The 24,379-nt window shown below is 72.8% G+C and carries 20 protein-coding genes and 1 riboswitch; of the genes, 11 read left to right on the top strand and 9 right to left on the bottom strand.

From position 1 onward, the window contains the following. The first annotated feature begins 39 nt into the window (after nt 1–39). From AB0M03_RS10290 to AB0M03_RS10270, 5 genes are all read left to right on the top strand, one after another. Nucleotides 40–1,350: an extracellular solute-binding protein gene (locus AB0M03_RS10290; RefSeq protein WP_363490526.1), complete on the top strand. Its 1,311-nt coding sequence runs from the start codon at nt 40–42 to the stop codon at nt 1,348–1,350. A gap of 18 nt (nt 1,351–1,368) precedes the next feature. After that, nucleotides 1,369–2,301 carry a sugar ABC transporter permease gene (locus tag AB0M03_RS10285; protein WP_363490524.1) on the top strand — a complete coding sequence of 311 codons (933 nt, stop codon included), beginning with the start codon at nt 1,369–1,371 and terminating at the stop codon, nt 2,299–2,301. After that, a complete protein-coding gene (locus tag AB0M03_RS10280) occupies nt 2,301–3,119 on the top strand; it encodes a carbohydrate ABC transporter permease (protein ID WP_363490522.1) in 819 nt (272 codons plus the stop codon). Before AB0M03_RS10285 ends, AB0M03_RS10280 begins: the two co-directional genes overlap by 1 nt. A 5-nt stretch (nt 3,120–3,124) precedes the next feature. Continuing rightward, entirely contained in the window at nt 3,125–5,488 is a 2,364-nt protein-coding gene (locus tag AB0M03_RS10275; RefSeq protein WP_363490562.1) for a glycoside hydrolase family 3 N-terminal domain-containing protein, read from the top strand. A gap of 122 nt (nt 5,489–5,610) precedes the next feature. Then, nucleotides 5,611–6,576 carry an acetylxylan esterase gene (locus AB0M03_RS10270; RefSeq protein ID WP_363490520.1) on the top strand — a complete coding sequence of 322 codons (966 nt, stop codon included), beginning with the start codon at nt 5,611–5,613 and terminating at the stop codon, nt 6,574–6,576. 46 nt (nt 6,577–6,622) lie between these two features. On the opposite strand, the gene AB0M03_RS10265 is transcribed toward AB0M03_RS10270, so the two are convergent. Together AB0M03_RS10265 and AB0M03_RS10260 are read right to left on the bottom strand one after the other, a co-directional pair. Then, on the bottom strand, nt 6,623–7,384 hold the full coding sequence (locus tag AB0M03_RS10265) for a CbtA family protein (RefSeq protein ID WP_363490518.1): 762 nt from the start codon (nt 7,382–7,384) through the stop codon (nt 6,623–6,625). A 13-nt stretch (nt 7,385–7,397) separates the two neighbouring features. Then, complete coding sequence (locus AB0M03_RS10260; RefSeq protein ID WP_363490516.1) at nt 7,398–7,622, bottom strand: CbtB-domain containing protein; 225 nt, start codon at nt 7,620–7,622, stop codon at nt 7,398–7,400. 32 nt (nt 7,623–7,654) lie between these two features. Beyond that, a riboswitch (cobalamin riboswitch) is annotated at nt 7,655–7,817 on the bottom strand. Nucleotides 7,818–7,930: 113 nt separating this feature from the next. Here AB0M03_RS10260 and AB0M03_RS10255 point away from each other — a divergent pair. From AB0M03_RS10255 to AB0M03_RS10235, 5 genes are all read left to right on the top strand, one after another. Beyond that, nucleotides 7,931–8,491 carry a histidine phosphatase family protein gene (locus AB0M03_RS10255; protein ID WP_363490514.1) on the top strand — a complete coding sequence of 187 codons (561 nt, stop codon included), beginning with the start codon at nt 7,931–7,933 and terminating at the stop codon, nt 8,489–8,491. 914 nt (nt 8,492–9,405) lie between these two features. Continuing rightward, nucleotides 9,406–10,047: a DUF1963 domain-containing protein gene (locus AB0M03_RS10250; RefSeq protein WP_363490512.1), complete on the top strand. Its 642-nt coding sequence runs from the start codon at nt 9,406–9,408 to the stop codon at nt 10,045–10,047. Between the two features lie 456 nt (nt 10,048–10,503). Next, the gene (gene nth, locus AB0M03_RS10245) at nt 10,504–11,361 is read left to right on the top strand and encodes an endonuclease III (RefSeq protein ID WP_363490510.1); all 858 of its coding nucleotides are present in this window, start codon (nt 10,504–10,506) and stop codon (nt 11,359–11,361) included. Continuing rightward, nucleotides 11,358–12,077, top strand: a complete 720-nt coding sequence (locus AB0M03_RS10240; protein WP_363490508.1) for a CoA pyrophosphatase — start codon at nt 11,358–11,360, stop codon at nt 12,075–12,077. The genes nth and AB0M03_RS10240 overlap by 4 nt, the downstream gene beginning before the upstream one ends. Nucleotides 12,078–12,134: 57 nt before the next feature. Continuing rightward, complete coding sequence (locus tag AB0M03_RS10235) at nt 12,135–13,319, top strand: MarP family serine protease (protein WP_363490506.1); 1,185 nt, start codon at nt 12,135–12,137, stop codon at nt 13,317–13,319. An 87-nt stretch (nt 13,320–13,406) separates the two neighbouring features. On the opposite strand, the gene AB0M03_RS10230 is transcribed toward AB0M03_RS10235, so the two are convergent. The 5 genes from AB0M03_RS10230 to acs form a co-directional block, all read right to left on the bottom strand. Beyond that, complete coding sequence (locus AB0M03_RS10230) at nt 13,407–13,613, bottom strand: hypothetical protein (RefSeq protein WP_363490504.1); 207 nt, start codon at nt 13,611–13,613, stop codon at nt 13,407–13,409. Between the two features lie 89 nt (nt 13,614–13,702). Then, the gene (locus tag AB0M03_RS10225) at nt 13,703–14,725 is read right to left on the bottom strand and encodes an alpha/beta hydrolase (RefSeq protein ID WP_363490502.1); all 1,023 of its coding nucleotides are present in this window, start codon (nt 14,723–14,725) and stop codon (nt 13,703–13,705) included. Nucleotides 14,726–14,832: 107 nt separating this feature from the next. Beyond that, entirely contained in the window at nt 14,833–15,294 is a 462-nt protein-coding gene (locus tag AB0M03_RS10220) for a phage holin family protein (RefSeq protein WP_363490500.1), read from the bottom strand. A 115-nt stretch (nt 15,295–15,409) separates the two neighbouring features. After that, a complete protein-coding gene (nhaA, locus tag AB0M03_RS10215; protein ID WP_363490498.1) occupies nt 15,410–16,723 on the bottom strand; it encodes a Na+/H+ antiporter NhaA in 1,314 nt (437 codons plus the stop codon). Nucleotides 16,724–17,297: 574 nt separating this feature from the next. Further along, complete coding sequence (gene acs / locus AB0M03_RS10210; protein ID WP_363490496.1) at nt 17,298–19,253, bottom strand: acetate--CoA ligase; 1,956 nt, start codon at nt 19,251–19,253, stop codon at nt 17,298–17,300. Between the two features lie 635 nt (nt 19,254–19,888). Between acs and AB0M03_RS10205 the strand changes: the two genes are divergently transcribed. Then, nucleotides 19,889–20,353: a hypothetical protein gene (locus AB0M03_RS10205; protein ID WP_363490494.1), complete on the top strand. Its 465-nt coding sequence runs from the start codon at nt 19,889–19,891 to the stop codon at nt 20,351–20,353. A 144-nt stretch (nt 20,354–20,497) separates the two neighbouring features. Here AB0M03_RS10205 and AB0M03_RS10200 read toward each other — a convergent pair whose 3' ends face one another. Both AB0M03_RS10200 and AB0M03_RS10195 read right to left on the bottom strand, forming a co-directional pair. Then, nucleotides 20,498–22,870, bottom strand: a complete 2,373-nt coding sequence (locus AB0M03_RS10200) for a SulP family inorganic anion transporter (RefSeq protein WP_363490492.1) — start codon at nt 22,868–22,870, stop codon at nt 20,498–20,500. Between the two features lie 357 nt (nt 22,871–23,227). Beyond that, a complete protein-coding gene (locus AB0M03_RS10195; protein WP_363490490.1) occupies nt 23,228–24,226 on the bottom strand; it encodes an ATP-binding protein in 999 nt (332 codons plus the stop codon). Nucleotides 24,227–24,379: the final 153 nt, after the last annotated feature.

Here is a 24,379-nt window from a genome sequence, read left to right as displayed (position 1 = left end):
TTTCGGCGATGATGCCGAAACATTTCGAAAGGCACCGCGATGAGAAGACACGCTCGGCTCTCCCGTGCACTGGCCGCCGGCAGCGCGGCGGTCGTCCTCGGGATCACCCTGACGGCCTGCGGCAGTGGCTCCGGCTCCTCGGCCGACAGCGGCTCCGGCGAGATCCACGTCCTGGTCTACGGGGATGCCACCAACAAGGTCGAGAAGCAGATCGTCGAGACCTTCAACAAGACGTCGAAGGTCAAGGTCGTCCTGGACACCATTCCGGGCGCCGACTACCAGCAGAAGCTCCAGACGATCATCAACACCAAGCAGGCCCCGGACATCTTCTTCAACTGGGGCGGCGGCAGCATCAAGCCCTTCGTCGACGCCGGGCTGCTGATGCCGCTCGACGACATGATCGCCAAGGACCCGGGCCTCAAGGCCAACTTCCTCTCCTCGGTGTTCGACACCGCGGTGATCGACGGCAAGTCCTACGGCGTTCCGATGCGCGGCACCCAGCCGGTGCTGCTCTTCAGCAACACCAAGGTGCTCGCCGACGCCGGCGTGGCCGCGCCCAAGACCTTCGACGAACTGCTCGCCGCGGTGCAGACGCTCAAGGGCAAGGGCGTCACCCCGATCGCCCTCGGCGGCGGCGACCAGTGGCCCACCCTGATGTGGTTCGAGTACCTCTACGACCGCATCGCCGGCCCCGAGCTGTTCCAGAAGGCGCTCGGCGGCGACAAGGCCGCCTGGGCGAGCGAGGACAGCAAGAAGGCCCTCGGCATGCTCAAGCAGCTGATCGACGCGGGCGCGTTCGGCACCAACTTCGACTCGGTGAAGTTCACCGACGGCGGCTCCCCGGCGCTGCTCGCCCGCGGCAAGGCCGCCTTCGAGCTGATGGGCTCCTGGGAGTACTCCACCCAGCAGGACGCCAACCCGGACTTCGCCAAGACCAGCCTCGGCTACGGCTCCTTCCCGACCGTCGCGGGCGGCAAGGGCGACCCGAAGAACGTCGTCGGCAACACCAACAACTTCTACTCGGTGCTGAAGAAGACCAAGCACCCCGAGGCCGTCGCCGAGTTCCTCAAGCTGCAGTACTCCGACGAGTTCGTGCAGGGGCAGCTGGCGATCGGCAACCTGCCGACCACCACCAACACGCCCAAGTTCCTCAGCAGCGCCGCCAACCCGGCCTACTCCACCTTCCAGTTCGACCTGGTGAAGGCCGCGCCCTCGTTCCAGCTGTCCTGGGACCAGGCGTACCCGCCGGCCGCGATCACGCCCATCCACCAGGCCGTCCAGCAGTTCTTCAACGGCCAGATCGACGAGAACGGCTTCATCAAGGCCATGCAGGCCCTGCCGAACTCCTGACACCAGACGGGCCGCACCATGACCACAACTCTTGCCACCGGGGCCGTGACACGGCGCCGACCGGCGAGCCGGGCGGGCACCGCGGTGACCCGCCCGGGCTTCGCCTGGGCGCTCCCCGCCACGGTCTTCTTCGTCCTCTTCGCGATCGTTCCGCTCGTCCTGGTCGCCGTGCTCTCGTTCACCCGCTGGAACGGCCTCGGCTCGCCGGAGTTCGCCGGACTCGACAACTGGAACCGGCTGTTCGACGACCCCGTGATGGTCAAGAGCCTGTGGCTGAGCCTGCTGCTCACCCTGCTCGGCGTGGCCGTCCAGACCCCGATCAGCATCCTGCTCGGGGTCTGGGCGGCCGGGCACCAGCGCAACCGGGCGGTGCTGTCGGCGATCTACTTCGTGCCGCTGCTGCTCTCCGCCACCGCCGTCTCGGTGCTGTGGCGGGCCCTGCTCGACCCGAACTTCGGCGTCCCCGCCGAGGCCCAGTGGCTGTTCGGCGACGGCAACCTGTTCGGCACGCAGACCGGGGCGATCGGGGTGCTGGTGCTCGTCGGTGCCTGGCAGTTCACCCCGTTCCACACCCTGATCTACCAGGGCGCGGCCCGGGCCGTCCCGCAGGTGCTCTACCAGGCCGCCGCGATCGACGGGGCCGGCACCGTACGGCAGTTCTTCCACATCACGCTGCCGCAGCTGCGCAACGCGATCATCACCTCGGTGATCCTCATGGTGGTCGGCGGCCTCACCACCTTCGACACCGTGCTCATCCTCACCCAGGGCGGGCCCGGCACCGACACCACCATCAGCGCCTACTACATGTACCAAAAGGCCTTCAAGGGCTTCGACTTCGGCACCGGCTCGGCCGTCGCCCTGCTGCTCGTCCTGGTGGCCACCGTCATCTCGCTCGCCGTCGTCCGGCTCTCCGGCTACGACCGGATGCGCAGCACCTCGGAGGGCCTGTGATGAGGCAACGACCCAACATCCTGGCCGGATTCGGCTCGCTGGTCTGGCTGTTCGTCGTCGGCCTGCCGCTGTACACCATGCTGGCCGCCACCCTGCAGAGCCGCTCCGACTACGCGCAGAGCGGCCCGCTCGGACTGCCCCGGCACCTGACCCTGCAGAACTACCTGGACGACCTCGAGGGCGGCTTCGGCCAGTACTTCCTCAACACGGTCGTCGTCACGGTCAGCGTGGTCGCCATCGTGCTGCTCGTCGTGCCGCCGCTGTCGTACGCCATCGTGCGCAGCCGCGGCCGGACGACCACCCTGGTGTTCCGGCTGTTCCTGCTCGGCCTCGCCATCCCCGCGCAGGCCGTGATCGTGCCGATGTTCTACGTCATCAGCAAGGCCGGCCTCTACGACAACCTCATCGGCGTCATCCTGCCGACCGCGGCGTTCTCGCTCCCGGTCTGCGCCCTCGTCCTCACCGGAGTGATGCGCGACATCACCCCCGAGCTGTACGAGGCGATGGCGATGGACGGCGCCGCCCCCTGGCGGGTCTTCGTCCAGCTGGTGCTGCCGCTCTCCAAGGGCGGGCTCTCCACCATCACCGTCTTCTCGGCCCTCCAGGCCTGGAACGGGTTCCTCTTCCCGCTCGTGCTGACCCAGTCGAACGAGACCAAGGTGATCACCCTCGGCCTCTACGACTTCCAGACCCAGTACGGCATCAACGTCCCCGGGCTGCTGGCGGCCGTCGTGCTGTCCATGATCCCGATCCTGCTCGTCTACCTGTTCGCCCGCCGCGCCCTCGTCCAGGGGCTCATGGGCGTCGGAGGAAAGTGACCGACATCGTGAACCTGGCCGTAGAGACCGCTTCCTCCGTCCCCGCCTGGCACGACACCGCCCTGGACCCGCAGGCCCGGGCGGACGCGCTGATCGCCGAGATGACCCTCCGGGAGAAGATCGCCCAGCTGTTCGGCGTCTGGGTGGGCGCCTCCGACGAGGGCGGCGAAGTCGCCCCGTACCAGAACGAGATGGAGCCCGCGGCCGACCTCGACGGGCTGCTGCCGCACGGACTCGGGCAGCTCACCCGGCCGTTCGGCACCGCCCCCGTCGACCCGGCGACCGGCGCGCTCTCCCTGCTGCGCACCCAGCAGCGGATCGCCGCCGCCAACCGGTTCGGCATCCCGGCCGTCGCCCACGAGGAGTGCCTGGCCGGCTTCGCCGCCTGGAAGGCCACCGCCTATCCCGTGCCGCTCTCCTGGGGCGCCACCTTCAACCCGTCGCTGGTCCGCCGGATGGCCGCCGCGATCGGCGCCGACATGCGCTCGGTCGGCATCCACCAGGGCCTGGCGCCCGTCCTGGACGTCGTCCGCGACGCCCGCTGGGGCCGCGTCGAGGAGACCGCCGGCGAGGACCCGTACCTGGTCGGCACCGTCGGCACCGCGTACGTGCAGGGCCTGGAGTCCGCCGGGATCGTCGCCACCCTCAAGCATTTCGCCGGCTACTCCGCCTCCCGCGCCGGCCGCAACCTCGCCCCGGTCGGCATGGGCGCCCGGGAACGCGCCGACGTCATCCTGCCGCCGTTCGAGATGGCCGTCCGTGAGGGCGGTGTCCGGTCCGTGATGCACGCCTACACCGACACCGACGGCGTGCCGTCCGCCGCCGACGACCGCCTGCTCACCGAACTCCTCCGCGACACCTGGGGATTCACCGGCACCGTGGTCGCCGACTACTTCGGCATCGGCTTCCTCAAGACCCTGCACGGCGTCGCGGGCGACTGGGCGGAGGCCGCCGGCGCCGCCCTCGCCGCCGGCGTCGACGTCGAACTGCCCACCGTGAAGACCTTCGGCGAACCGCTCCTGGAGGCGGTCACCGACGGCCGCGTCCCCGAGGCGCTGATCGACCGGGCGCTGCACCGCGTCCTCGTCCAGAAGGCCGAACTCGGCCTGCTCGACCCCGACTGGACGCCCGTCCCGGCCGTGCTCGCCGGCGCCGACCTCGGCGACCCGGCCGCCCTCCGCGGCACCGTCGACCTCGACCCGGCCGGCAACCGCGAACTCGCCCGGGAGATCGCCGAACAGGCCGTCGTCCTGCTCCGCAACGACGGCACCCTGCCGCTCGCCCGGCCCGCCCGGATCGCCCTCGTCGGCCCCAACGCCGACGAGCCGACCGCGGTGCTCGGCTGCTACGCCTTCCCCGTGCACGTCGGCCGCCAGCACCCGGACACCCCGGTCGGCGTCCGGCTGCCCACCCTGCGCGAGACGCTGGCCGCCGAATTCCCGGACAGCGAGATCACCACCCTGCCCGGCGCCGGCATCGACACCGCCGACACCAGCGGGTTCGCCGAGGCGGTGGCCGCCGCCCGCGCCGCTGACGTCGTGGTGCTCGCCCTCGGCGACCGGGCCGGCCTCTTCGGCCGCGGCACCAGCGGCGAGGGCTGCGACGCCGAGTCCCTGGAACTCCCCGGAGTCCAGCAGCAGCTGCTCGACGCCCTGCTCGACACCGGCACCCCCGTGGTGGTCACCCTGCTCGCGGGCCGCCCCTACGCACTCGGCCGGGCCGTCACCGAGGCGTCCGCGATCGTGCAGGCCTTCTTCCCCGGAGAGGAGGGCACCGGCGCCGTCGCCGGCGTCCTCAGCGGACGCGTCGCCCCCTCCGGCCGGCTGCCGGTCAGCGTGCCCCGCCGCCCCGGCGTCCAGCCCTCCTCCTACCTGGCCGCCCGCCTCGCCGGCCCCACCGACGTCTCCAGCACCGACCCGACCCCGGCGTACGGCTTCGGCCACGGCCTCACCTACACCGCCTTCGAGTGGTCGGACCTCGCCGTGGAGAACGACCGCGCCGACACCGCGGGCGAGTTCCGGCTGGCGCTGACCGTGCGCAACACCGGCGCCCGGGCCGGCACCGAGGTGGTGCAGGTCTACCTGCACGACCCGGTCGCCTCCGTGGTGCAGCCCGTCCAGCGGCTGATCGGCTACCTGCGGCTGCCGCTCGAAGCGGACGAGGCCTGCCGGATCACCGTCACCGTCCCCGCCGACCTGGCCTCCTTCACCGGGCGCGACGGCCGCCGGATCGTCGAACCCGGCGCGCTGGAGATCCGCCTCGCGGCCTCCAGCACCGACCCGCGGCTCACCGCGGCCGTCGAGCTCACCGGCCCCGTCCGCACCGTCGACCACACCCGCCGGCTGCACCCCGCCTTCGACACGGTGTAGCCCCCGGACCCCACCTGCCCCGGCCTCCTGCACTCCGGACCCCGCTTCCCGGAGTGCGGCGGCCGGGGCCGGGGCAGGTGGACCCCGACAGCACAGCCGCACCGCCGTCGAAGGAGCCGACGTTGTTCACCGACCTGCCCGAGGACGAACTCCGCTCGTACCGCAGCACCCAGACCGAGCCCGCCGACTTCGACGCCTTCTGGCAGAAGACCCTCGCCGAGGCCCGGGCTGCGGGCGGCGAGGCCACCGCCGTCCCCGTGCCGACCGGGCTGACCACCGTCGACACCTTCGACGTCACCTTCCCCGGGTACGCCGGCGAGCCCGTCCGGGCCTGGCTGCGGCTCCCGCGCGGAGCCGGAGGACCGCTGCCCGCGGTCGTCCAGTACGTCGGCTACGGCGGCGGCCGCGGCCACGTCCTGGAGAACCTCGTCTGGGCCTCCGCCGGCTTCGCCCACCTGCAGATGGACACCCGCGGGCAGGGCTCGGTGTGGAGCCGTGGCGACACCCCCGACTCGGGCCCCGCCGGCCCGCAGGTGCCCGGCGTGATGACCCGCGGCATCGAGGACCCGCACGGCTACTACTACCGGCGGCTGTTCACCGACGCCGTGCGGGCCGTCGACGCCGTACGCACCCTGCCCGCCGTGGACCCGGACCGGGTCGCCGTCATGGGGAACAGCCAGGGCGGCGGCACCGCCCTCGCCGCGGCCGGCCTCGTTCCCGACCTCGCCGCGGTCGTCGCGCACGTGCCGTTCCTCTGCGACTTCCCGCGGGCCGTGGTCGTCACCGACGCCCACCCGTTCCGGGAGATCGCCGACTACCTCGCCGTCCACCGCGGCCGCGACGAGCAGGTGCACCGCACCCTCTCGTACATGGACGGCGTGCACTTCGCCGCCCGTGCCACCGCCCCGGCCCGCTTCTCCGCGGCCCTGATGGACCAGGTCGTCCCGCCGTCCACGGTCTTCGCCGCCCACAACGCCTACGCCGGGCCGAAGCAGATCGACGTCTGGCGCTACAACGGCCACGAGGCCGGCGGGCCGGACGACGACGAGGCCGCCCTCCGCTTCCTCCGCCGCCACCTCGGCGGATAGCCACGAGGGGCGCTGGGGAGGTACCCCAGCGCCCCTCGATCGCCTGTCAGGCTGCCGAGGCCACCGCATCCGGTGCGGCCGCCGCAGCGGGCCTCGGGTTCAGCAGGCGCTCGGCGAGGTGACCGAAGACCAGGCCGAAGCCCACCCACAGGGTGGCCTGCACGGCCAGGGTCGCCAGCCGGAACTGCCACAGCAGGGTGGCCGAGAAGTCCGCCGGCACCTCGTCGAACGACGGCAGGAACGCGTACGCCAGGCCCACGGCCAGGGCGAACGCGGCCACCGCGGCCACCGAGGCGTTCCAGTTGCCCAGACGCGGTGCCAGCCGCTTGCCGAGGATCACCGCGGCGATCGACAGCAGCAGACCCAGCAGCATCATCAGGAAGTACAGCGTGGTGCGCTGCCCGATGGTCTCCGGATCACCCACCGCGGGCGGGTTGGCCGGGTACTTGAGGAACGGGACGACGTACACGGCGACCAGGCCGGTGCCGGCGACCAGCATCGCCGTGGCCCGGGGGCCGAAGCGGCCGATCCGGCCCAGCGCGAAGCAGAACGCCAGGGCGAGGATGCCGCCCAGCGCCACGCCGAACACCAGGATGCCGGTGGCGAGGCCGGCCGTGGACTGCATCGACCGGCTCACCAGCTCCACCCCGTGCTCGTGGGTGTGGGGCTGCGACTCCTCGTACGCGATGGCGGCTTCGACCCGGGGCTCGCCCAGCAGGTAGGCGACCAGCAGGGCGGGCACGGCTGCGCCCAGCCCGCCCAGCATGCCGCGGACGAGCAGGGATCTGACGGGTGTGGAGTTGTTCACGGTGCCCGTCCCGTCAGTGGCAGGGGAAGCCGAGCAGGTGGCGACCGTCGTGCACCCACTCGTGCACGTCCTCGCCGGCGATGAGGGAGACGGCGCCCTGCTCGGCGCCGACGAAGTAGACGAGGGTCATCATCAGGATGCCGAAGAACACCGCCCAGGGCAGGATCGCCTTGACGGAGAGCGGTGCGGCGGACTGGCCGACGGGGGAGACGACCGCAGGAGCGGCGGACTGGGCCATGGCAGGACCTCCTCGGGAACTCGCGTCCCGCTAGATGGTGCACAGTCGACGGCAGTGGGTCTGACTCACCGACAGCCCGCCTCCCGCAGGGGGCGACCCGTCGGCACACAGTGGCGCGACCGTGCCGGAGTTCCACCGGGCTTCCGTCGTGCCGTCGCACATCGGCAAGAAGGTACCGTCAAGGACAGGGCCCGCCAAGGGCGTGCGGACGGCGCATTCACCACCAACGGCACGCCGCAGCACCCGGCCGTGCCCCTCACCGGCGGCGATTCGCCTACCGGCAGACGGAGTTGGGGGAGGACGTGGTCATGCGCGTGACATTGATCTCAGCGGCCATGAGCGAGGCCGCCCGCGCCTCCCGCTTCGACGACGGCTCACCGCTCGACGACCACGGGCTGCGCGCCGCCGCCCGCGCCGCCGGGACCCTCCGCCCGACCGGCCGGGTGCTGGTCTCCCCGTCCCCGCGCTGCCGGCAGACCGCCGAGGTGCTCGGCCTGCCTGCGCCCGCCGACGAACCCGCCCTGGCCGGTTGCGCCGTGGGCCGCTGGCGGGGCCGCACCCTGGACGAGGTCGCCGCGGCCGAGCCGGAGGCCCTCGCCCGCTGGCTCGCCGACCCGGCGGCCGCCCCGCACGGCGGCGAGCCGCTGCAGGCGCTGCTCGACCGGGTCGCCGCATGGCTGGACGGCCTCCCCGAGGAGCCGGCCTCGCTGATCGCCGTCGTCGAACCGGACACTGTCCGCGCCGCCGTGCTGCACGCCCTCGGCGCCCCTGCCGCCGCCTTCCGGCGCCTCGACGTCCGCCCGCTCACCGCCACCCACCTCAGCGGCCGGGCCGGTCGATGGAACGCGCGCTGCGGCGAACCCCTCTGACGCGCCGCCGACAGGGTGGTCGGCGGACGATCGAACCGGGGGGACCGATGACGCCCGCGCGTGCCGCACAGCCCGCAGCCCTGCCGAAGAACGGGCTCCGTACGCTGCTCGCCGCCTTACTCGCCATGCTGCTGGCCGCTGTGCTCGCCGGTGCGGCAGCACCGTCACCGGGCAGGGCACCCGGCCGGATGCCGCGGAGATCCCGTGGACGGTGATGGGGGTCTCCGCCGTCGACGCCGTCCGCACCACGCCCGACGGCCGTTTCCTGGTCGTCGATGTGAAGGTCCCGTCCGGTGCCGAGAACTGCACCCGCGGACTCACCGGCGAGGTGACGGGCTCCCGCCCCGGTGCGGTGGATGTCCGGATCACCTTCGAGTCCTGCTCCATGGACCGGAGTTCCGGCTGCACGAGCTCGGAGGCCGCCACCGTCGAGGTGCCGCTGCCCGCACCGGTCGGCGACCGCACCGTCCTGGTCGGCGGCACTCACTCCTTCACCGCCGCGGGCGCCACCCCGCCGGCCCTCCGCCGGTGCGGGGAACTCGGCTGCAGCCCGGCCCCGACCGGCTGCACCGCCGATTCGTACCGGCAGGCGCTGACCGGCGCCGACTCGCCGCAGCACACCGGCTGGACGGTGCGCGGCTGCGACGGGCACTGGCTCGTCCTCGACCTCTCGGCGCCGACCGGCCCGCGGCGACCCCGGCCCCGGCTGCGACAGCCACGCCCGTACCACCCGCTGGTTCTACCGGGCGTCAGCCTCCGGGTGGACGGCGGTCACCTCGGCGGGTGGCGCGGGCTGCACGGCCGTGCAGCGCGTCGAGCCCGCCTTCCCGACCGCTCTCTGCAAGGACCTCGGGGCCGTTCCGGCGGCCGGCTGACACCGCCGGCGTCGGTGGCCCGCCCTATCGTGGCCAGCCGTGACGATCCTGATGACCGACGCCGGCCCGATGGCGCCCGACGCCCTGCTCACCCGTACCGGCGGCGTGCCGCTGGCCCCGGCCGGGACGGACTGGCCGCACTGCGCGACCTGCGGCGGGCCGATGCAGTTCCTCGCCCAGATCCTGCTCGACGACCTCGGCCGGCAGGCCGGCGCCGGGGCCGCGGAGGGCCGGGGCCTGCTCGCGCTGTTCATGTGCCAGAACGACCCCGGCGGTTGCCAGGAGTGGAGCGCCGACGCGGGCGGCAATCGGGCGCTGGTCCTGCCCGCCGACGGCGTCCGCCCGCTGCCGCTGCCCGACCTCCCGGCGGACCACGACGGGGACCCGCGCCTGCTCGGTGCGGTGCGCGCCGTCGCTTACCGGGCGGCTCCCGGCGGGGACCACGCCCGGGCCCGACTGGCACCGCACTCCGCCGCCCCGCTGGGACGGCTCGGCGGAGAGCCCGAATGGCTCCAGTACGAGCAGACGCCCGACTGTCCGTCCTGCGAGCAGGAGATGGCGTTCGTCGCCCAGCTGGAGGAGGGCCCGGATTCCCTCACGGCGATGAACTTCGGCAGCGGCTGCGCCTACGCCTTCGCCTGCGAGCCCTGCGGCAGCGGCGCCTTCCTCTGGCAGTGCTGATACCGGCCGTACCGACGGCCCGGCTGCTGCCCCGGCGTCAGGTGGTGCATCCGGCGTTGAGCCGGACGTAGCCCTCGGTCAGGTCGCAGCCGTACACCGTGAACTCCCCGTCGGCGATGCCGAGGTCGATCCGGACGACGACCTCGGCCCGGCGAGGTGCGACCGGGTGAAGACCGCCGCCGACACCGCCGGCACCTCGGACACCACCAGCGCGAAGTCGTCCGCCGAGTCCTTCAGCCCCGTGTTCGCGGTGTACGAGCGGTACCCCCGAGGCCCTGCGACCGCCATGGCCGTCCCTCTCCCCAGAGTGCATAGCAATGCAGAACTAGGCATAAGTACTCGGACTGATGGCCTGTCACCCGATTTCGGCGGCCGCCCGCACACCGCGGCGGCGGCCGGTGGCGGCGGCGGGCCAATCGGTCCCGCACGACCGGTCGCGGGGCGTAGCCTTCCTGCATGGCAGAGAGCAAGGTCCGGACGGTCAGGCCCAGGGCGGCGCGGCCGAAGAAGCCGGAGTCCCACCTGGCGATGGTGCGGCGGGCACGGAGGATCAACCGGGCGCTCGCGGAGCTGTACCCGTACGCGCACCCGGAGCTGGACTTCGACAACCCCTTCCAGCTGCTGGTGGCGACCGTGCTGTCGGCCCAGACCACCGACCTGCGGGTCAACCAGACCACCCCGGCGCTCTTCGCGAAGTACCCGACGCCGGAGGACATGGCGGCCGCCGTCCCCGAGGAGCTGGAGGAGATCATCCGGCCGACCGGCTTCTTCCGCAACAAGGCGAAGTCCCTGCTCGGCCTCTCCGCCGCACTGCGCGACGACTTCGGCGGCGAGGTGCCCGGCCGCCTCGCCGACCTCGTCACCCTGCCCGGCGTCGGCCGGAAGACCGCCAACGTCGTCCTCGGCAACGCCTTCGGTGTCCCGGGGATCACCGTCGACACCCACTTCGGCCGGCTCGCCCGCCGCTTCGCCTGGACGCAGGAGGAGGACCCGGAGAAGGTCGAGGCGGCCGTCGCCGGGATCTTCCCCCGCTCCGAGTGGACGATGCTCTCCCACCGCGTGGTCTTCCACGGCCGCCGCGTCTGCCACTCCCAGAAGCCTGCCTGCGGCGCCTGCCCGGTCGCCTCGCTCTGCCCCGCCTACGGCGCCGGCGAGACCGACCCGGAGAAGGCCGCGAAGCTGCTCAAGTACGAACTGGCCGGAAAGCCCGGCCAGCGGCTGCGCCCGCCCGCGGACTTCCCGGGCGAGGCGGCGGCCCGCGCCGAGGCCGACGCGCACGACGGCGAGGTCGCGGACATGGCGGTCGCCGGATGACGGCCGCGATCGAACGGGACGGACTGCCCGAGTGGCTGCTGCCGGTGCGGGCAGCCGCCGAATCGGTACTGCCCGAGCAGCTCAGCCGCTTCCTCCCGCCGACCGAGGGCGGTCGGCCGTCCGCGGTGCTGATGCTGTTCGGCGAGGGCGCGGCCGGCCCCGATCTGCTGCTGATCGAGCGGGCCCGCTCGCTGCGGGCGCACGCCGGCCAGCCGTCCTTCCCGGGCGGCGCGCTCGACCCGGAGGACGGCGACCCGGCCGGGCCCGGGCCGGTCGCCGCGGCCCTGCGGGAGGCCGAGGAGGAGACCGGCCTCGATCCGGCGGGCGTCCAGGTCTTCGCGACCCTCCCCGCGCTGTACATCCCGGTCTCCGGTTTCGTGGTGACCACGGTGCTGGGCTGGTGGCGCCGGGAGAGCCCGGTGGGGCCGGTGGACCCGGCCGAGACCGGCGCGGTCTTCCGGGTGCCGATCGCGGACCTCACCGACCCGGCGAACCGGGCCCGGCTGCGGCACCCCTCCGGCTACACCGGCCCGGCGTTCGAGGTGGCCGACCGGCTGGTGTGGGGCTTCACGGCCGGGGTCATCGACCGGGTGCTGCACTACAGCGGCCTGGAGCAGCCCTGGGACAGGAGCCGCACCCTGGCCCTCTCCGAGGAGGCCCTGCAGCTCACCGCCCCCGACCGGCAGCGCGACCGGGGCTCGCCCGCACCCCGCTGATGGCGCCGGGCCGGTGGCCCGTGCGGGTCCGGGCTCCGTCCATGGGAGGGTATCTGGGTGAATGTCCTGGATCTGCTGCTGATCGCCGCCGCGGCGGGCTTCGCCGTGACCGGCTACCGTCAGGGCTTCGTGGTGGGCGTGCTGTCCGTCCTCGGGTTCCTCGGCGGCGGCCTGATCGCGGTCCAGCTGCTGCCGCTGCTGCTGCGCCGGCTGGGCCCGGGCACCACGGCGTCGGTGGTCGCGGTCGTGGTGGTGATCGTCCTCGCGGCGGTCGGCCAGGCGATCACCACGCACTACGGCTGGAAGCTGCGCGGCAGGATCGGCCGCCGCCGGGCCAAGACCCTGGACGCGATCGGCGGCTCGGTGGTCAACGTGATCTCGATGCTGCTGGTGGCCTGGCTGATCGGCTCGGCGCTGGCCGGCACCTCACTGCCCACGGTCTCCAAGCAGGTCCGCACCTCGAAGGTGCTCTCCACCGTCCAGGACGTGCTGCCGGCCGACGCACCGAACTGGTTCTCGGACTTCAGCAAGGAACTGGCCCGCAACGGCTTCCCGCAGGTCTTCAACCCCTTCGAGCACGAGCCGATCACCGAGGTCGAGGCGCCGGACCCGGCCCTGGCCGGCAGCGACGCGGTGCGGCGGGCCCAGCAGAGCCTGGTCAAGGTGGTCGGCACCGCGCCGTCCTGCGGCAAGACCCTGGAGGGCAGCGGCTTCGTCTTCGCCCCGCACCGGGTGATGACCAACGCCCACGTGGTCGGCGGCGTCGACGAGCCCACCGTGCAGATCGGCGGCACCGGCAGGGTCTACGACGCGACCGTGGTGCGCTACGACTGGCAGCGCGACATCGCCGTCCTGGACGTACCGAAGCTGAACGCCCCGGCCCTGCCCTTCGCCGGGGACGCGCGCACCAACGACAGCGCGATCGTCGCCGGCTTCCCGGAGAACGGCGCCTTCAACGTCCAGCCCGCCCGCATCCGCGGCCGCATCCAGGCCAACGGCCCGGACATCTACCACCGCGGCCAGGTCGTCCGCGACGTGTACTCCGTCCGCTCGCTGGTGCGCCAGGGCAACAGCGGCGGCCCGCTGCTCACCCCGAACGGCGAGGTCTACGGCGTGGTCTTCGCCAAGTCGCTGGACAGCGCCGACACCGGTTACGTGCTGACGGCGGCCGAGGTGCGCCAGGACGCGGCCGAGGGCGCGAGCGCCACCGCCAGGGTGGACACCGAGGGCTGCGCGCTCTGAGCCTCTCCCGGAGGTGCCGTCCTTCCGGAGACGCCGTTCGACGGGCCCGTCGGCGCTTGCGGCCGCCGGCCCCGTGCGCGGGCCCGGTCAGCCCTCCCGGCGGAGCCGGGCGCCCACCCAGCGGGCCCGGCGGCCCAGGATGCGGGGGATGCCGAGCCGGTGCGTCCCTGTGCCGTCCGGCCGTCCGGGCGAGGCCCCGTAGGACCACTCGGACTCGTGGGACTGGCTCTGCGAGGTGCTGCTCCCGCGGCGGCGTCGGCGCGGTGCGGCATCGCGATCGGGCATCCAGGTCATACCGGATGGATGCCCCTGGGCCGAGAGGAGTAACCGCCTCCGGACTTCCCATCTGGCCTATGCGATTGTCATATGAGTGATGGTCAGATTCAGTCGGTGTGCTGACGGACCCATGCGAGCAGCTCTTCCGAGACCTGCTCCGGGGTCTCCTCGTGCGGGAAATGACCGACCCCGGGCAGCAGCCGCCACCGGTACGGAGCCTCCACGTACTCGCCCGCGCCCAGCGCGGTCTGCGCCAGCAGCACCGGGTCCGCGGCGCCCTGGACGTGCAGCGTCGGCGCGGTGACGGGCTTCTTCATCCGGCGCGCGAACTGGATGCCGTCCGGGCGGGCCATCGACCGCAGCAGCCACCGGTACGGCTCGATCGAGCAGTGCGCCGTGGACGGGATCTGGATGGCCTTCCGGTACGCCTCGACGGCCTCCGGCTCGATGCCGTTCTGCCCCGTCCAGGCGCGGAGGTAGTCGGCGACCAGCGCGGCGTCGTCCGCGACCAGCTGCCGCTCGGGGATCCACGGCCGCTGGAAGCCCAGCACGTGCTCGAAGGCGGCGATCTGCCGCCGGTCGGTGAGCAGTGCCCGGCGCAGGTGCCGGGGATGGGCCGCCGAGACGACGGTCAGGCTGCGGATCACCGAGGGCCGCATCACGGCCGCCACCCAGGCCAGTGAGCCGCCGGTGGCGTGCCCCACCAGGTGGGCGCGGCGCTCGCCGAGCGACCGGATCACGCCGGTGATGTCGAGCGCGAGGTTGCCCGGGTCGTAGCCGCGCGGGGTTCGGTCGCTGCCGCCGATGCCGCGCAGGTCCAGGGCGACGGCCCGGTACCCGGCCTCGGCGAGGGCGGCCATCTGGTGGCGCCAGGCCCACCAGTACTCGGGCCAGCCGTGCACCAGCAGCACCAGCGGGCCCTCGCCGGCTTCCGCGATGTGGAAGCGGGCCCCGTTGGCGGCGAGGTCGCGGTGCGTCCAGGGCCCGGGTGCGCGGACGCTCCAGGCGGCTCCGGCGGCGCCGTCCTGGCGTCCGCCGGGGGAGGACGCGGAGCGGCCCGCGGCGGGCCGGGGCGTCCCGGGCCGGGGTTCGGCGGGCTTCGCGGGTACGGGCTTCTGGTCCAGCGGCATACCGAGAGCCTGTCATACCCGTGCTACGAACACGTCTCCGGCACTCGCGCCGCTTCGCAACGATCCGGTACGGGCGGCCGCTGAAGGGGTCGGCGGACGCCGGCTCGTCAGGAGATCCGGCCGAGCGCCCGGTCGATCTCCTCCTTGGTGGCCGGCCGCGGGCGGGCGTTCTTCAGCACCTCGGCGGTTGCCTGGGCGCCCTCGATCGTCCGGTGCGGCTTCTCGATCTTCTTGAACGAGCGCATCGCCAGCAGGCCGAGCAGGCCGGCCAGCAGCAGGTAGGCGCCGCCCACGATCAGGAACGACCAGCCCAGGGTCAGCCCGAGCGCCTGCAGGCCGTAGGCCGCGGCGAAGCTGAGCATGGGGACGGACGCGAGCGCCACCACGCCGGCGACCGAGAAGGAGGCGCCGCCGGCGACCCCGCGCTTGACGTCGGCCCGGATCTCCGCCTTGGCCAGCGCGATCTCGTCGTGCACCAGGGCGGAGAGGTCGGTGGTCGCCGCCGCGAACAGCTCGCCGATGGAACGCTCGCCCTCGTACGGGGCCCGGCCTGCGGTTCCTGCGGACATCGGCGGTTCTCCTTCGCGGCGGCTGCACTCGGTCGACAGCTCAGCATCATGCCTCCCCCGCATGCCCGCACACCACTCCGGCCCCCTCCCCGGCGGCGTGTCAGGAGACAGCGCGTCAGTTCGGGCGCCCGTACACGTCCGGAATGCCGTCCTGGTCGGAGTCCGCGTTCTCCTCCTCGTACAGCAGGCGGTAGTGCCGGGTCCGCAGCTTCAGCAGGACGGTGGCGAACACCGCGCACAGCACCGAAGCGGTCAGCACCGCGGCCTTGGACTTCTCCGCCAGCAGGTGGTCGTCCGGGAAGGCCAGCTCGCTGATCAGCAGGGACACCGTGAAGCCGATGCCGGCCAGGGTGGACAGCGCGAAGACGTCGCCCCAGCCGAGCTGCGGATTGAGCTCGGCCCGGGTGTAGCGCGCCGCCAGCCACGTCCCGCCGAACACCCCGACCGTCTTGCCGACCACCAGGCCGAGCACCACACCGAGCGGGGTGGCCTGCGAGAACACCTCACCGAGCGCCTTCCCGGAGATCGTCACCCCGGCCGCGAACAGGGCGAACAGCGGCACCGCGAAACCGGCCGACAGCGGCCGCACCTGGTGCTCGATGTGCTCGCCGGGGGAGTGCTCCTCGCCCGGCCGGGTGTGGCAGCGCAGCAGCAGCCCCATCGCCACGCCCGCCACCGTGGCGTGCACACCGCTCTCGTGCATCAGCGCCCAGATCACCAGCGCCAGCGGCACGTACAGGTACCAGCCGTGGACGTCCCGGCGGTGCAGGAACCAGAACAGCACCAGGCCGGCCAGGGACAGCCCCAGCGCCCAGAACTTGATGCCGGAGGTGTAGAAGACCGCGATGATCAGGATCGCGATCAGGTCGTCGACCACGGCCAGTGTCAGCAGGAAGGCGCGCAGCGCCGAAGGGAGCTGACTGCCCACCACGGCCAGCACGCCCAGTGCGAAGGCGATGTCGGTGGCGGTCGGGATCGCCCAGCCGTCGGCGTGGCCGCCCGGCCCGAGGTTGGCGGCGGTGAAGAGGACCGCCGGCAGCACGACACCGCTCACCGCCGCCGCCACCGGCAGCGCCGCTGCGCTCGGCGAGCGCAGCTCGCCCGCCGTGAACTCCCGCTTGAGCTCGATCCCCGCGACGAAGAAGAAGACGGCCAGCAGGCCGTCCGCGGCCCACTCCTCGACGGTGAGGTCCAGGTGCAGCGGCTTCGACGGGCCGAGGGTGTACTCGGTGACCTCCTCGTACGAGCCCGGCCAGACATTGGCCCAGACGAGCGCCGCGATCGCGGCGACCAGGAGCAGGACACCGCCGACGGTCTCGGTGCGCAGGGCGTCCAGGATGATCCGGCGCTCGGGCAGCGGCAGCAGGCCGAGGAAGACACGGCGCTGCGCGGGCACGGGCGGCTGGTCGGATGCGGACGGCCTGGCCACGGCGGGACCTCCTGGGGCGGGTCGGACGGTCTCCCGTGCGGGGACACCGGTGTGCAGTGCCGACCAGACTTCCCGGCGCGCCTCGGAGTTGCGTTGTGCCCCTGCATCCTACGGGGCGCGCGGTTGCTGCTTCCTCGTCCGGTTGCTGTGCGGTTCCCGTCCGGTTCCTCGTCCGGTTGGTCGTCGGTTCGGGGGGAGGGGCCGGCCGCCCCCGCGCGGGGGCGGTGCACGGGTCGGGCGCAGTCTACGTGCGCGGCTTTCGCGACCGGCGCGACGCGACCGGCACTTGCCGCCGTGTCGGCGAGGGCTCCCCCGGACGGTCTGCACGAGGGCTCCCCCGGACGGTCTGCACGAGGGCTCCCCCGGACGGTCTGCGACCGGATGCGTGAACGGAGGTCCGTCCTTGTTGCGGGACGGCTGATCGGGAGCGTCCGGCGCTGTTCGGGACGTCCGACGCTTGTGCGGTGCGCCCGGCCCTGTTGTGCAACGCCGCGGCCGTCCGGCCGCCCCGGGAATTCGGGGCGGCCGGACGGCCGTTGTCCGACTGCCTTGCCGGCGGGGTTCCTGCCGGTGGTCAGTCCTCGCTGGAGGCGGTGGGCAGCTGGGCCTGGATGAGGCTCATCACCGAGGAGTCGGCGAGGGTGGTGACGTCACCGATCTCGCGGTTCTCGGCGACGTCGCGGAGCAGGCGGCGCATGATCTTGCCGGAACGGGTCTTCGGGAGCTCGTTGACGACCAGGACGCGCTTGGGCTTGGCGATCGGGCCCAGGGTGCGGCCGACGTGCCCGCGCAGGTCCTCGACCAGGGCGTCCGTGACCTCGGCGGTGCCGCGCAGGATGACGAACGCGACGATGGCCTGCCCGGTGGTGGCGTCGGCGGCGCCGACGACCGCGGACTCGGCCACCGCCGGGTGCGAGACCAGCGCGGACTCGACCTCGGTGGTGGAGATGTTGTGCCCGGAGACGAGCATGACGTCGTCGACCCGGCCGAGCAGCCAGATGTCGCCGTCCTCGTCCTTCTTCGCGCCGTCGCCGGCGAAGTAGCGGCCCTCGAAGCGGGACCAGTAGGTGTCGATGTAGCGCTGGTCGTCGCCCCACACGGTGCGGAGCATGGACGGCCACGGCTCGGTGAGCACCAGGTAGCCGCCGGAGCCGTCCGGGACCTCGTTGGCCTCGTCGTCCACGACGGTCGCCGCGATGCCGGGCAGCGCGCGCTGCGCGGAGCCGGGCTTGGTCTCGGTGACGCCCGGCAGCGGGCTGATCATGATGGCGCCGGTCTCGGTCTGCCACCAGGTGTCCACGATCGGGCAGCGGCCGCCGCCGATGTGATCGCGGTACCAGACCCAGGCCTCGGGGTTGATCGGCTCGCCGACGCTGCCCAGCACCCGGAGGCTGGACAGGTCGAACTTGGCGGGGATGTCGTCGCCCCACTTCATGAAGGTGCGGATCGCGGTCGGCGCGGTGTACAGGATGGTGACGCCGTACTTCTGCACGATCTCCCAGAAACGGCCCTGGTGCGGGGTGTCCGGGGTGCCCTCGTAGATGACCTGGGTGGCGCCGTTGGCGAGCGGCCCGTAGACGATGTACGAGTGGCCGGTGACCCAGCCGATGTCGGCGGTGCACCAGTACACGTCCGACTCCGGCTTGAGGTCGAAGACGGCGTGGTGGGTGTAGCTGGCCTGGGTGAGGTAGCCGCCGGTGGTGTGCAGGATGCCCTTGGGCTTACCGGTGGTGCCGGAGGTGTAGAGGATGAACAGCGGGTGCTCGGCGTCGTGCGCCTCGGCGGTGTGCTCGGCGGACTGGCGGTCGACGACGTCGTGCCACCACACGTCGCGGCCCTCGGTGAAGGCGGTGTCCTGGCCGGTGCGGCGGACCACCAGGACGTGCTCGACGCCCGGGCAGCGGGTCAGGGCCTCGTCGATGGCGGGCTTGAGGGCGGACGGCTTGCCTCGGCGGTGGCCGCCGTCGGCGGTGATGACGAGCTTGGCGTCGGCGTCCTGGATGCGGGAGGCGACGGCGTCGGCGGAGAAGCCGCCGAAGACGACGGAGTGGGTGGCGCCGATCCGGGCGCACGCCAGCATCGAGACCACGGCCTCGGGGATCATCGGCAGGTAGATCGCGACGCGGTCGCCCTTGGCCACGCCGAGCTCGAGGAGGGCGTTCGCCGCCCGGCTGACCTCGTCCTTGAGCTGGGCGTAGGTGATGGTGCGGGTGTCGCCGCCCTCGCCCTCGAAGTGGATGGCGACGCGCTCGCCGCGGCCGGCCTCCACGTGCCGGTCGACGCAGTTGTGGGCGACGTTCAGCCTGCCGTCGGCGAACCACTTCGCGAACGGGGCGTTGCTCCAGTCCAGGGTCTCGGTCGGCTCGACGGCCCAGTCGAGGCGGCGGGCCTGCTCGGCCCAGAACGCGAGCCGGTCCTGCGAGGCCTGCCGGTAGGCGTCCGCGGTCACGTTGGCCGCCGCCGCGAGCCCTGCGGGCGGCGCGAAACGGCGCTCCTCCTTGAGCAGATTGGCCAGGCTCTCGTTGCTCAACGCGCACTCCTCATCGAGTCTCATCTGCCGGGTGATCCCATGCGGTGGGATTGTCCCGTGTGTCCCATGACACAGCTCACCAGGCGAACGGGTGTGTTGACAAGAGCCTCCCGAGAATTGGTGTAGACCTTTGCTCGGCTTCCCGGGTTCCGATCGCCGGAGCCCGGCCGACGGAGGCCGTTGCCGGCGCCCGCTCCCGGTCGGCACTTCCGGTCGGCACTCCCGTGGCCGTGCCGTCGCCCGTCCGCCCCGAGGTGTCTGCGAGGGGTGGCTGCAGGGGCGTGCACGGACGTCCGCACACCTGTCTGAGGCGGGCGAAGTGTGTAGAGATGGGTGGAATTGCGCCGCGTGGGGCACACCCACTGGGCAGGGCCGCCGTAGTACGTCGGGCAAGGTCCTGCGGGGTTCCGCGCGGTGCCGGCAGCCGCGTGCGAACCGGAGGACTCCTGGTGCAGGAGTACTTGACGATCCGACGCATCGGTACTCCACTGACCAGGCGGGCCTGCGGCGCAGCCGCAGGCCCGACCAACGGCGCATCTCGTGCGACGGAGGTTCGAGTCGTGCAGACACCTCCCTCTTCCTCTTCGTCCCACCCCTCGGCGCCGCGCCTTCCCGGGGATTTCGCAGTCGTCCGGATGGACGGCCACGTCGGCAGGCTCATCCGGGTCGGCCAGTGGCTCAACGGCGACGGATTCGCCGACTACGAGCACGCCTTCGTCCATGTCGGCGGCGGTGAGCTGGTCGAGGCGCAGCCCGGCGGAGCCGAACTGCGCCCCCTCTCCGTGTACGACAGGAGGTCCGCGCTCTGGTCCTCCGGCAGGTACGACCTGACGGTCGCCCAGCGGGCGGCCATCGTCGCGGCCGCCCGCGGATACGTAGGCGTCGGGTACAGCGTGGCCGACTACTTCGCGCTGGCGGCGCACCGCTTCCGTCTGCCGGTCGGCCCGCTCATCAAGAACTATGTGGCCAGCAGCCGCCACATGATCTGCTCCCAGCTCGTCGACCAGTGCTATCTGGACGCCGGGGTCCACCTGTTCTCGGACGGCCGGTGGCCCGGGTACGTGACACCGGCGGACCTCGCAGGTCTGCTGCGGTCCTGACGGCGGGTCGGCCGGGCTCCCCGGGCTCCCCGGGCTCCTGGTGCTCCTGGGTCTTCCGGCGGTCGGCCTTGCCCGGGCGGCCCGAGGGGTCTGGGCGGCCCGGGGCCGCCTCCGTCGGCGGCACGGGTGGCCCGGGCCGAGGTGTCAGGCCGTCACCGGTGTTCGTTCCGGGAGCGGGTCGCGGTGCACCTCGGCGCCCACCGGGGTGAAGCGGCCGCTCGGACCGTCCAGGACGTAGGCCTGTGCGGTGGCGAAGTCGAAGTACATGCCGACCAGTCGCAGGGTCCCTGCGGCGACGCGGCGTTCGACGGCGGGATTGGCGAGCAGTTGGTCCAGTTGCTGCACCACGTTGGTGATGCAGAGCTCCTCCACCGGGTCGGCGGCCGGGCGGTCGCCGAAGCGGGCCGGTGCGCGCTTCGACCTGGCCAGTGAGCCGCGGCCGTTGCGCAGCCAGCGGGCGAGCGGCGTCGGTGTCCCGGGTTGCTCGTGGATGCCGTCCAGCAGGGCCTTCATCGCCCCGCACCCGGAGTGGCCGCAGACCGTGATGGAGCGGACCTCCAGGACCTCGACGGCGTACTGCACCGCCGCGGCCACCGAGTCGTCGGCAGCCCCCGGCTCGTAGGGGGCCGGCACCAGGTTGCCGACGTTCCGGACGGTGAACAGGTCTCCGGGGCCGCTGCTGGTGATCATGCTGGTGACCATCCGGGAGTCGGCGCAGGTCAGGAAGAGCTGTGACGGTGCCTGGCCCTCCCTCGCGAGCCGTGCCAACTCCTGCCGGACCAGTGGTGCGGTGTGCTCCTGGAAGCCGCGAACCCCATCGAGCAGGCGACCGTGCACGTCGTCGCCGTCCGGCTCGATGCTGTGGTGGCCCATCCACGGTGTCCAGGCACGGAACTGTTGGGACCCGGCGCCCGGGTCGGGGTGGACGGTGCCGTCCGGGTCGAGGACCGCCTCCTGGCTGCGCGCTTCGGTGACCATGGCGACCCGTCCGCCGGCGGCCTGGTACATGGCCCGCCAGGTGTGCAGCGCCTCGTAGGCGGCGTGGTCGAGGAACGAGCCGTCGTGGTGGACGGTGACCGCGGCGCCCGGCGGGATCTGTGCGAGGGTGCGGCTGAGCCGGGGCACTGCGGCGAAGGTGAGCGGCCCGTGGGTGCGCACGTGGTGGGTGCCATCGGGGTCGGCGGTCACGTCGACACGGGCGCGGGTCAGCCGGTACAGGGCGAGGAGCGCGGCGACCGTGCCGCCGAGTGCCACTCCGAGCGGAACGCCCAGGGCGACCACTCCGAGGACGGTACCCAGGTAGACCGGGAACTCCCGGTGCCGGTGGACGCGCCGGATGTGGGCGAAGCTGACCATCTGGATGCCCACCACGAGGACCAGTGCGGCCAGTGCGGCGAGGGGGATGCGGCGCAGGCCGCCGGCCAGGGCCAGTGCGGCCAGCACCACCCAGCAGCCGTGCAGGACGGCGGACCCGCGGGAGACGGCGCCGGCTTGCACGTTGGCCGTGCTGCGGACCGCGCCGCCGGCCACCGGCAGCCCGCCGAGCACCCCGGAGAAGAGGTTGGCGAGACCCTGCCCGCGCAGTTCGCGGTCCAGGTCGCTGGTGGTGTGGGTCATCCGGTCGACGGCGACCGAGGACAGCAGGGACTCCACACTCGCCACGGCGGTGACCGTCAGGACCACGGCGAGCAGGGCCGGCCAGTGGTCGGCGAGCAGGCGGCCCGTCGGCGCGGCCGCCAGCGCGTGGTGCTGCCAGCCGGGCAGTTCGACCCGGGCCAGCTGCAGGCCCAGCCCGAGGGAGAGGAGCGTTCCGGCGGCGACGGCGACCAGTGCCGACGGCAGCCGGGAGAGCCGTGCGCCGACCCGGCCGGCGGTGCCGGGCAGCCGGCCGAGGCGCGGCCAGCAGAAGAGCACCGAGACCGCGAGTGCCCCGACGGCCAGCGCCGGGAGGTGCGGGCCCGCGAGCTGGCCCGGCAGCGCGAGCAGGTTGGCCAGGGCCGAACTCTGCGGGGAGCCGCCCAGGACCACGTGGAGCTGGGCGAGGGCGATGGTGAGGCCGACACCGGCGAGCATGCCGTGCACGATCGCGGGTGAGACGGCGAGCGCCGCCCGCGCGACCCGCAGCGAGCCGAGCAGTAGTTGCAGCAGGCCCGCGGCGACGGTGACGGCGCAGGCGATCCGCCAGCCGTACTGCGCCACGACGCCCGCGGTGATGACGGTGAGGGCGGCGGACGGGCCGCTCACCTGGAGCGGGGTGCCGCCGAGCAGTCCGGCGACCAGGCCGCCGGCGGCGGCTGCCACGAGGCCCGCGGTCAGCGGCGCGCCGGTGGCGAGGGCGATGCCGAGCGAGAACGGCACCGCGATGAGGAACACGGCCAGCGAGGCCGGCAGGTCGTGGAGGAGAACGGTGCGGCCTGGGCCGCGCGGCTTCCTCGGCGGGAGCGTCCGACCGGACGCCGGCGGCGCGTGGTCGGTGGTGTCGGATGCGATGGGTGCGGAGGAGATGTCGAGGGTCATGGTGTCCCGTCTTTCCGGGGGAACGTACGCAGTCAGGTCCGGCGGTCGTGCATGTCAGCGGATCGGCTGTCGTTGATCGCGACGGTTTGGCGGGATGGTGTGGGCGCGGCGGCTGTCCCGCGGGGCCCAAGGACCATCAGTCCGGTTTGCCAAGACTCGGTAAACCGAGAGTAATGAGATCTTTGCACAGCGTGAATACGAACGACAGGCCGGAGCGTTGGATTCACCTTTACGGGTGGAGGCGGCCCCGGCCGGGAACCCGATCGCCGGAAGGGCCGGCGAACACCCAGGTCAAGGGGGTGTCCGCCGGCCCTCCCGGCGATGCGGCGGCCGCGGTGCGCGGTCCGGCGGCAGGGCTCAGGCGCGGGCGGCACCCAGGCCCGCACCGGCGCTTCGGAGGCCGAGGGCGAAGCCGTGGTCGACCTGGGTCGCGAGGTCGTGGCCGACCTTGGCGTTGCCCCAGCTCTCCGCGTTGCGGAGATGGAAGTGGACGGCCTGTGCGGTGTACTTCCCGGCGTCGCGCAGCGCGAAGGAGGCGTCGGCCTCGGCCTCGAGGTCGTGCAGGACGGCCCGGTTGGCCGGCTCCAGGGCGCTGAGCGCGGGCTCGGCCCCCTGTTCCAGCTTCCGCACCCAGTCGGAGTGCCCGAAGGCGGTCAGCAGGTCGTCCCCGACCTCCCGGCGGAGGAAGGCGAGGTCGTCCGCGCCCTGCACCTTGTTGCCGACGACCCGGAGGGTGATGCCGAAGTCCCGCGCGTACTCCTTGTACTGGCGGTAGACCGAGATGCCCTTGCGGGTCGGCTCGGCCACCAGGAAGGTCAGGTCGAAGCGGGTGAACAGGCCGGAGGCGAAGGAGTCCGAACCCGCGGTCATGTCGGTGACGACGTACTCGTCGCGGCCGTCGACCAGGTGGTTGAGCAGCAGTTCGACCGCGCCGACCTTGGAGTGGTAGCACGCGACCCCGAGGTCCTCCTCGGTGAAGGCTCCGGTCGCCAGGAGCCGGACGGAGCCCTCGTCGAGCGCGATCGGCCGGGCGCACGCGGCGTACACCGGGTTCTCCTCGACGATCCTCAGCAGTCGCGAACCCCGGCCGGGGGGAGTGGTTTTGATCATCTCGTCGGCAGAGCGGATCAGCGGGTTGTCGCCCCGCAGGTACTCCTTGATCTCGGGCAGGTGGGCGCCGAGGGCGGGCAGGGCGGATGCCTGTTCGTCCGTCAGCCCCAGTGCCGGGCCGAGGTGTTGGTTGATGTCGGCGTCGACGGCGATGACGGGCCGGCCTGCGGCGGCCAGGTGGCGGATGAACAGCGCGGACAGCGTGGTCTTGCCGCTGCCGCCCTTGCCGACGAAGGCGATCTTCATCTGGGACTCCGGCTCTCACTGCGGCGGTCGGTGCCGCCGAAGGATGTTGGAAATCGTTATCGTCACCGATAGTCGTCATGCTAGCGGGGGTTTGGCGTGCGGCACATGAGGGAACTGCGGATTGCCTCGATCGGGTGATGCCGGGGTTGCTGT

Origin of the sequence: Kitasatospora sp. NPDC051914, from assembly GCF_040680995.1 — a bacterium.
GTDB lineage: Bacteria > Actinomycetota > Actinomycetes > Streptomycetales > Streptomycetaceae > Kitasatospora.
The sequence above is the reverse complement of the archived record's forward strand: the minus strand, read 5'-3'. Positions and strand labels throughout refer to the sequence as shown.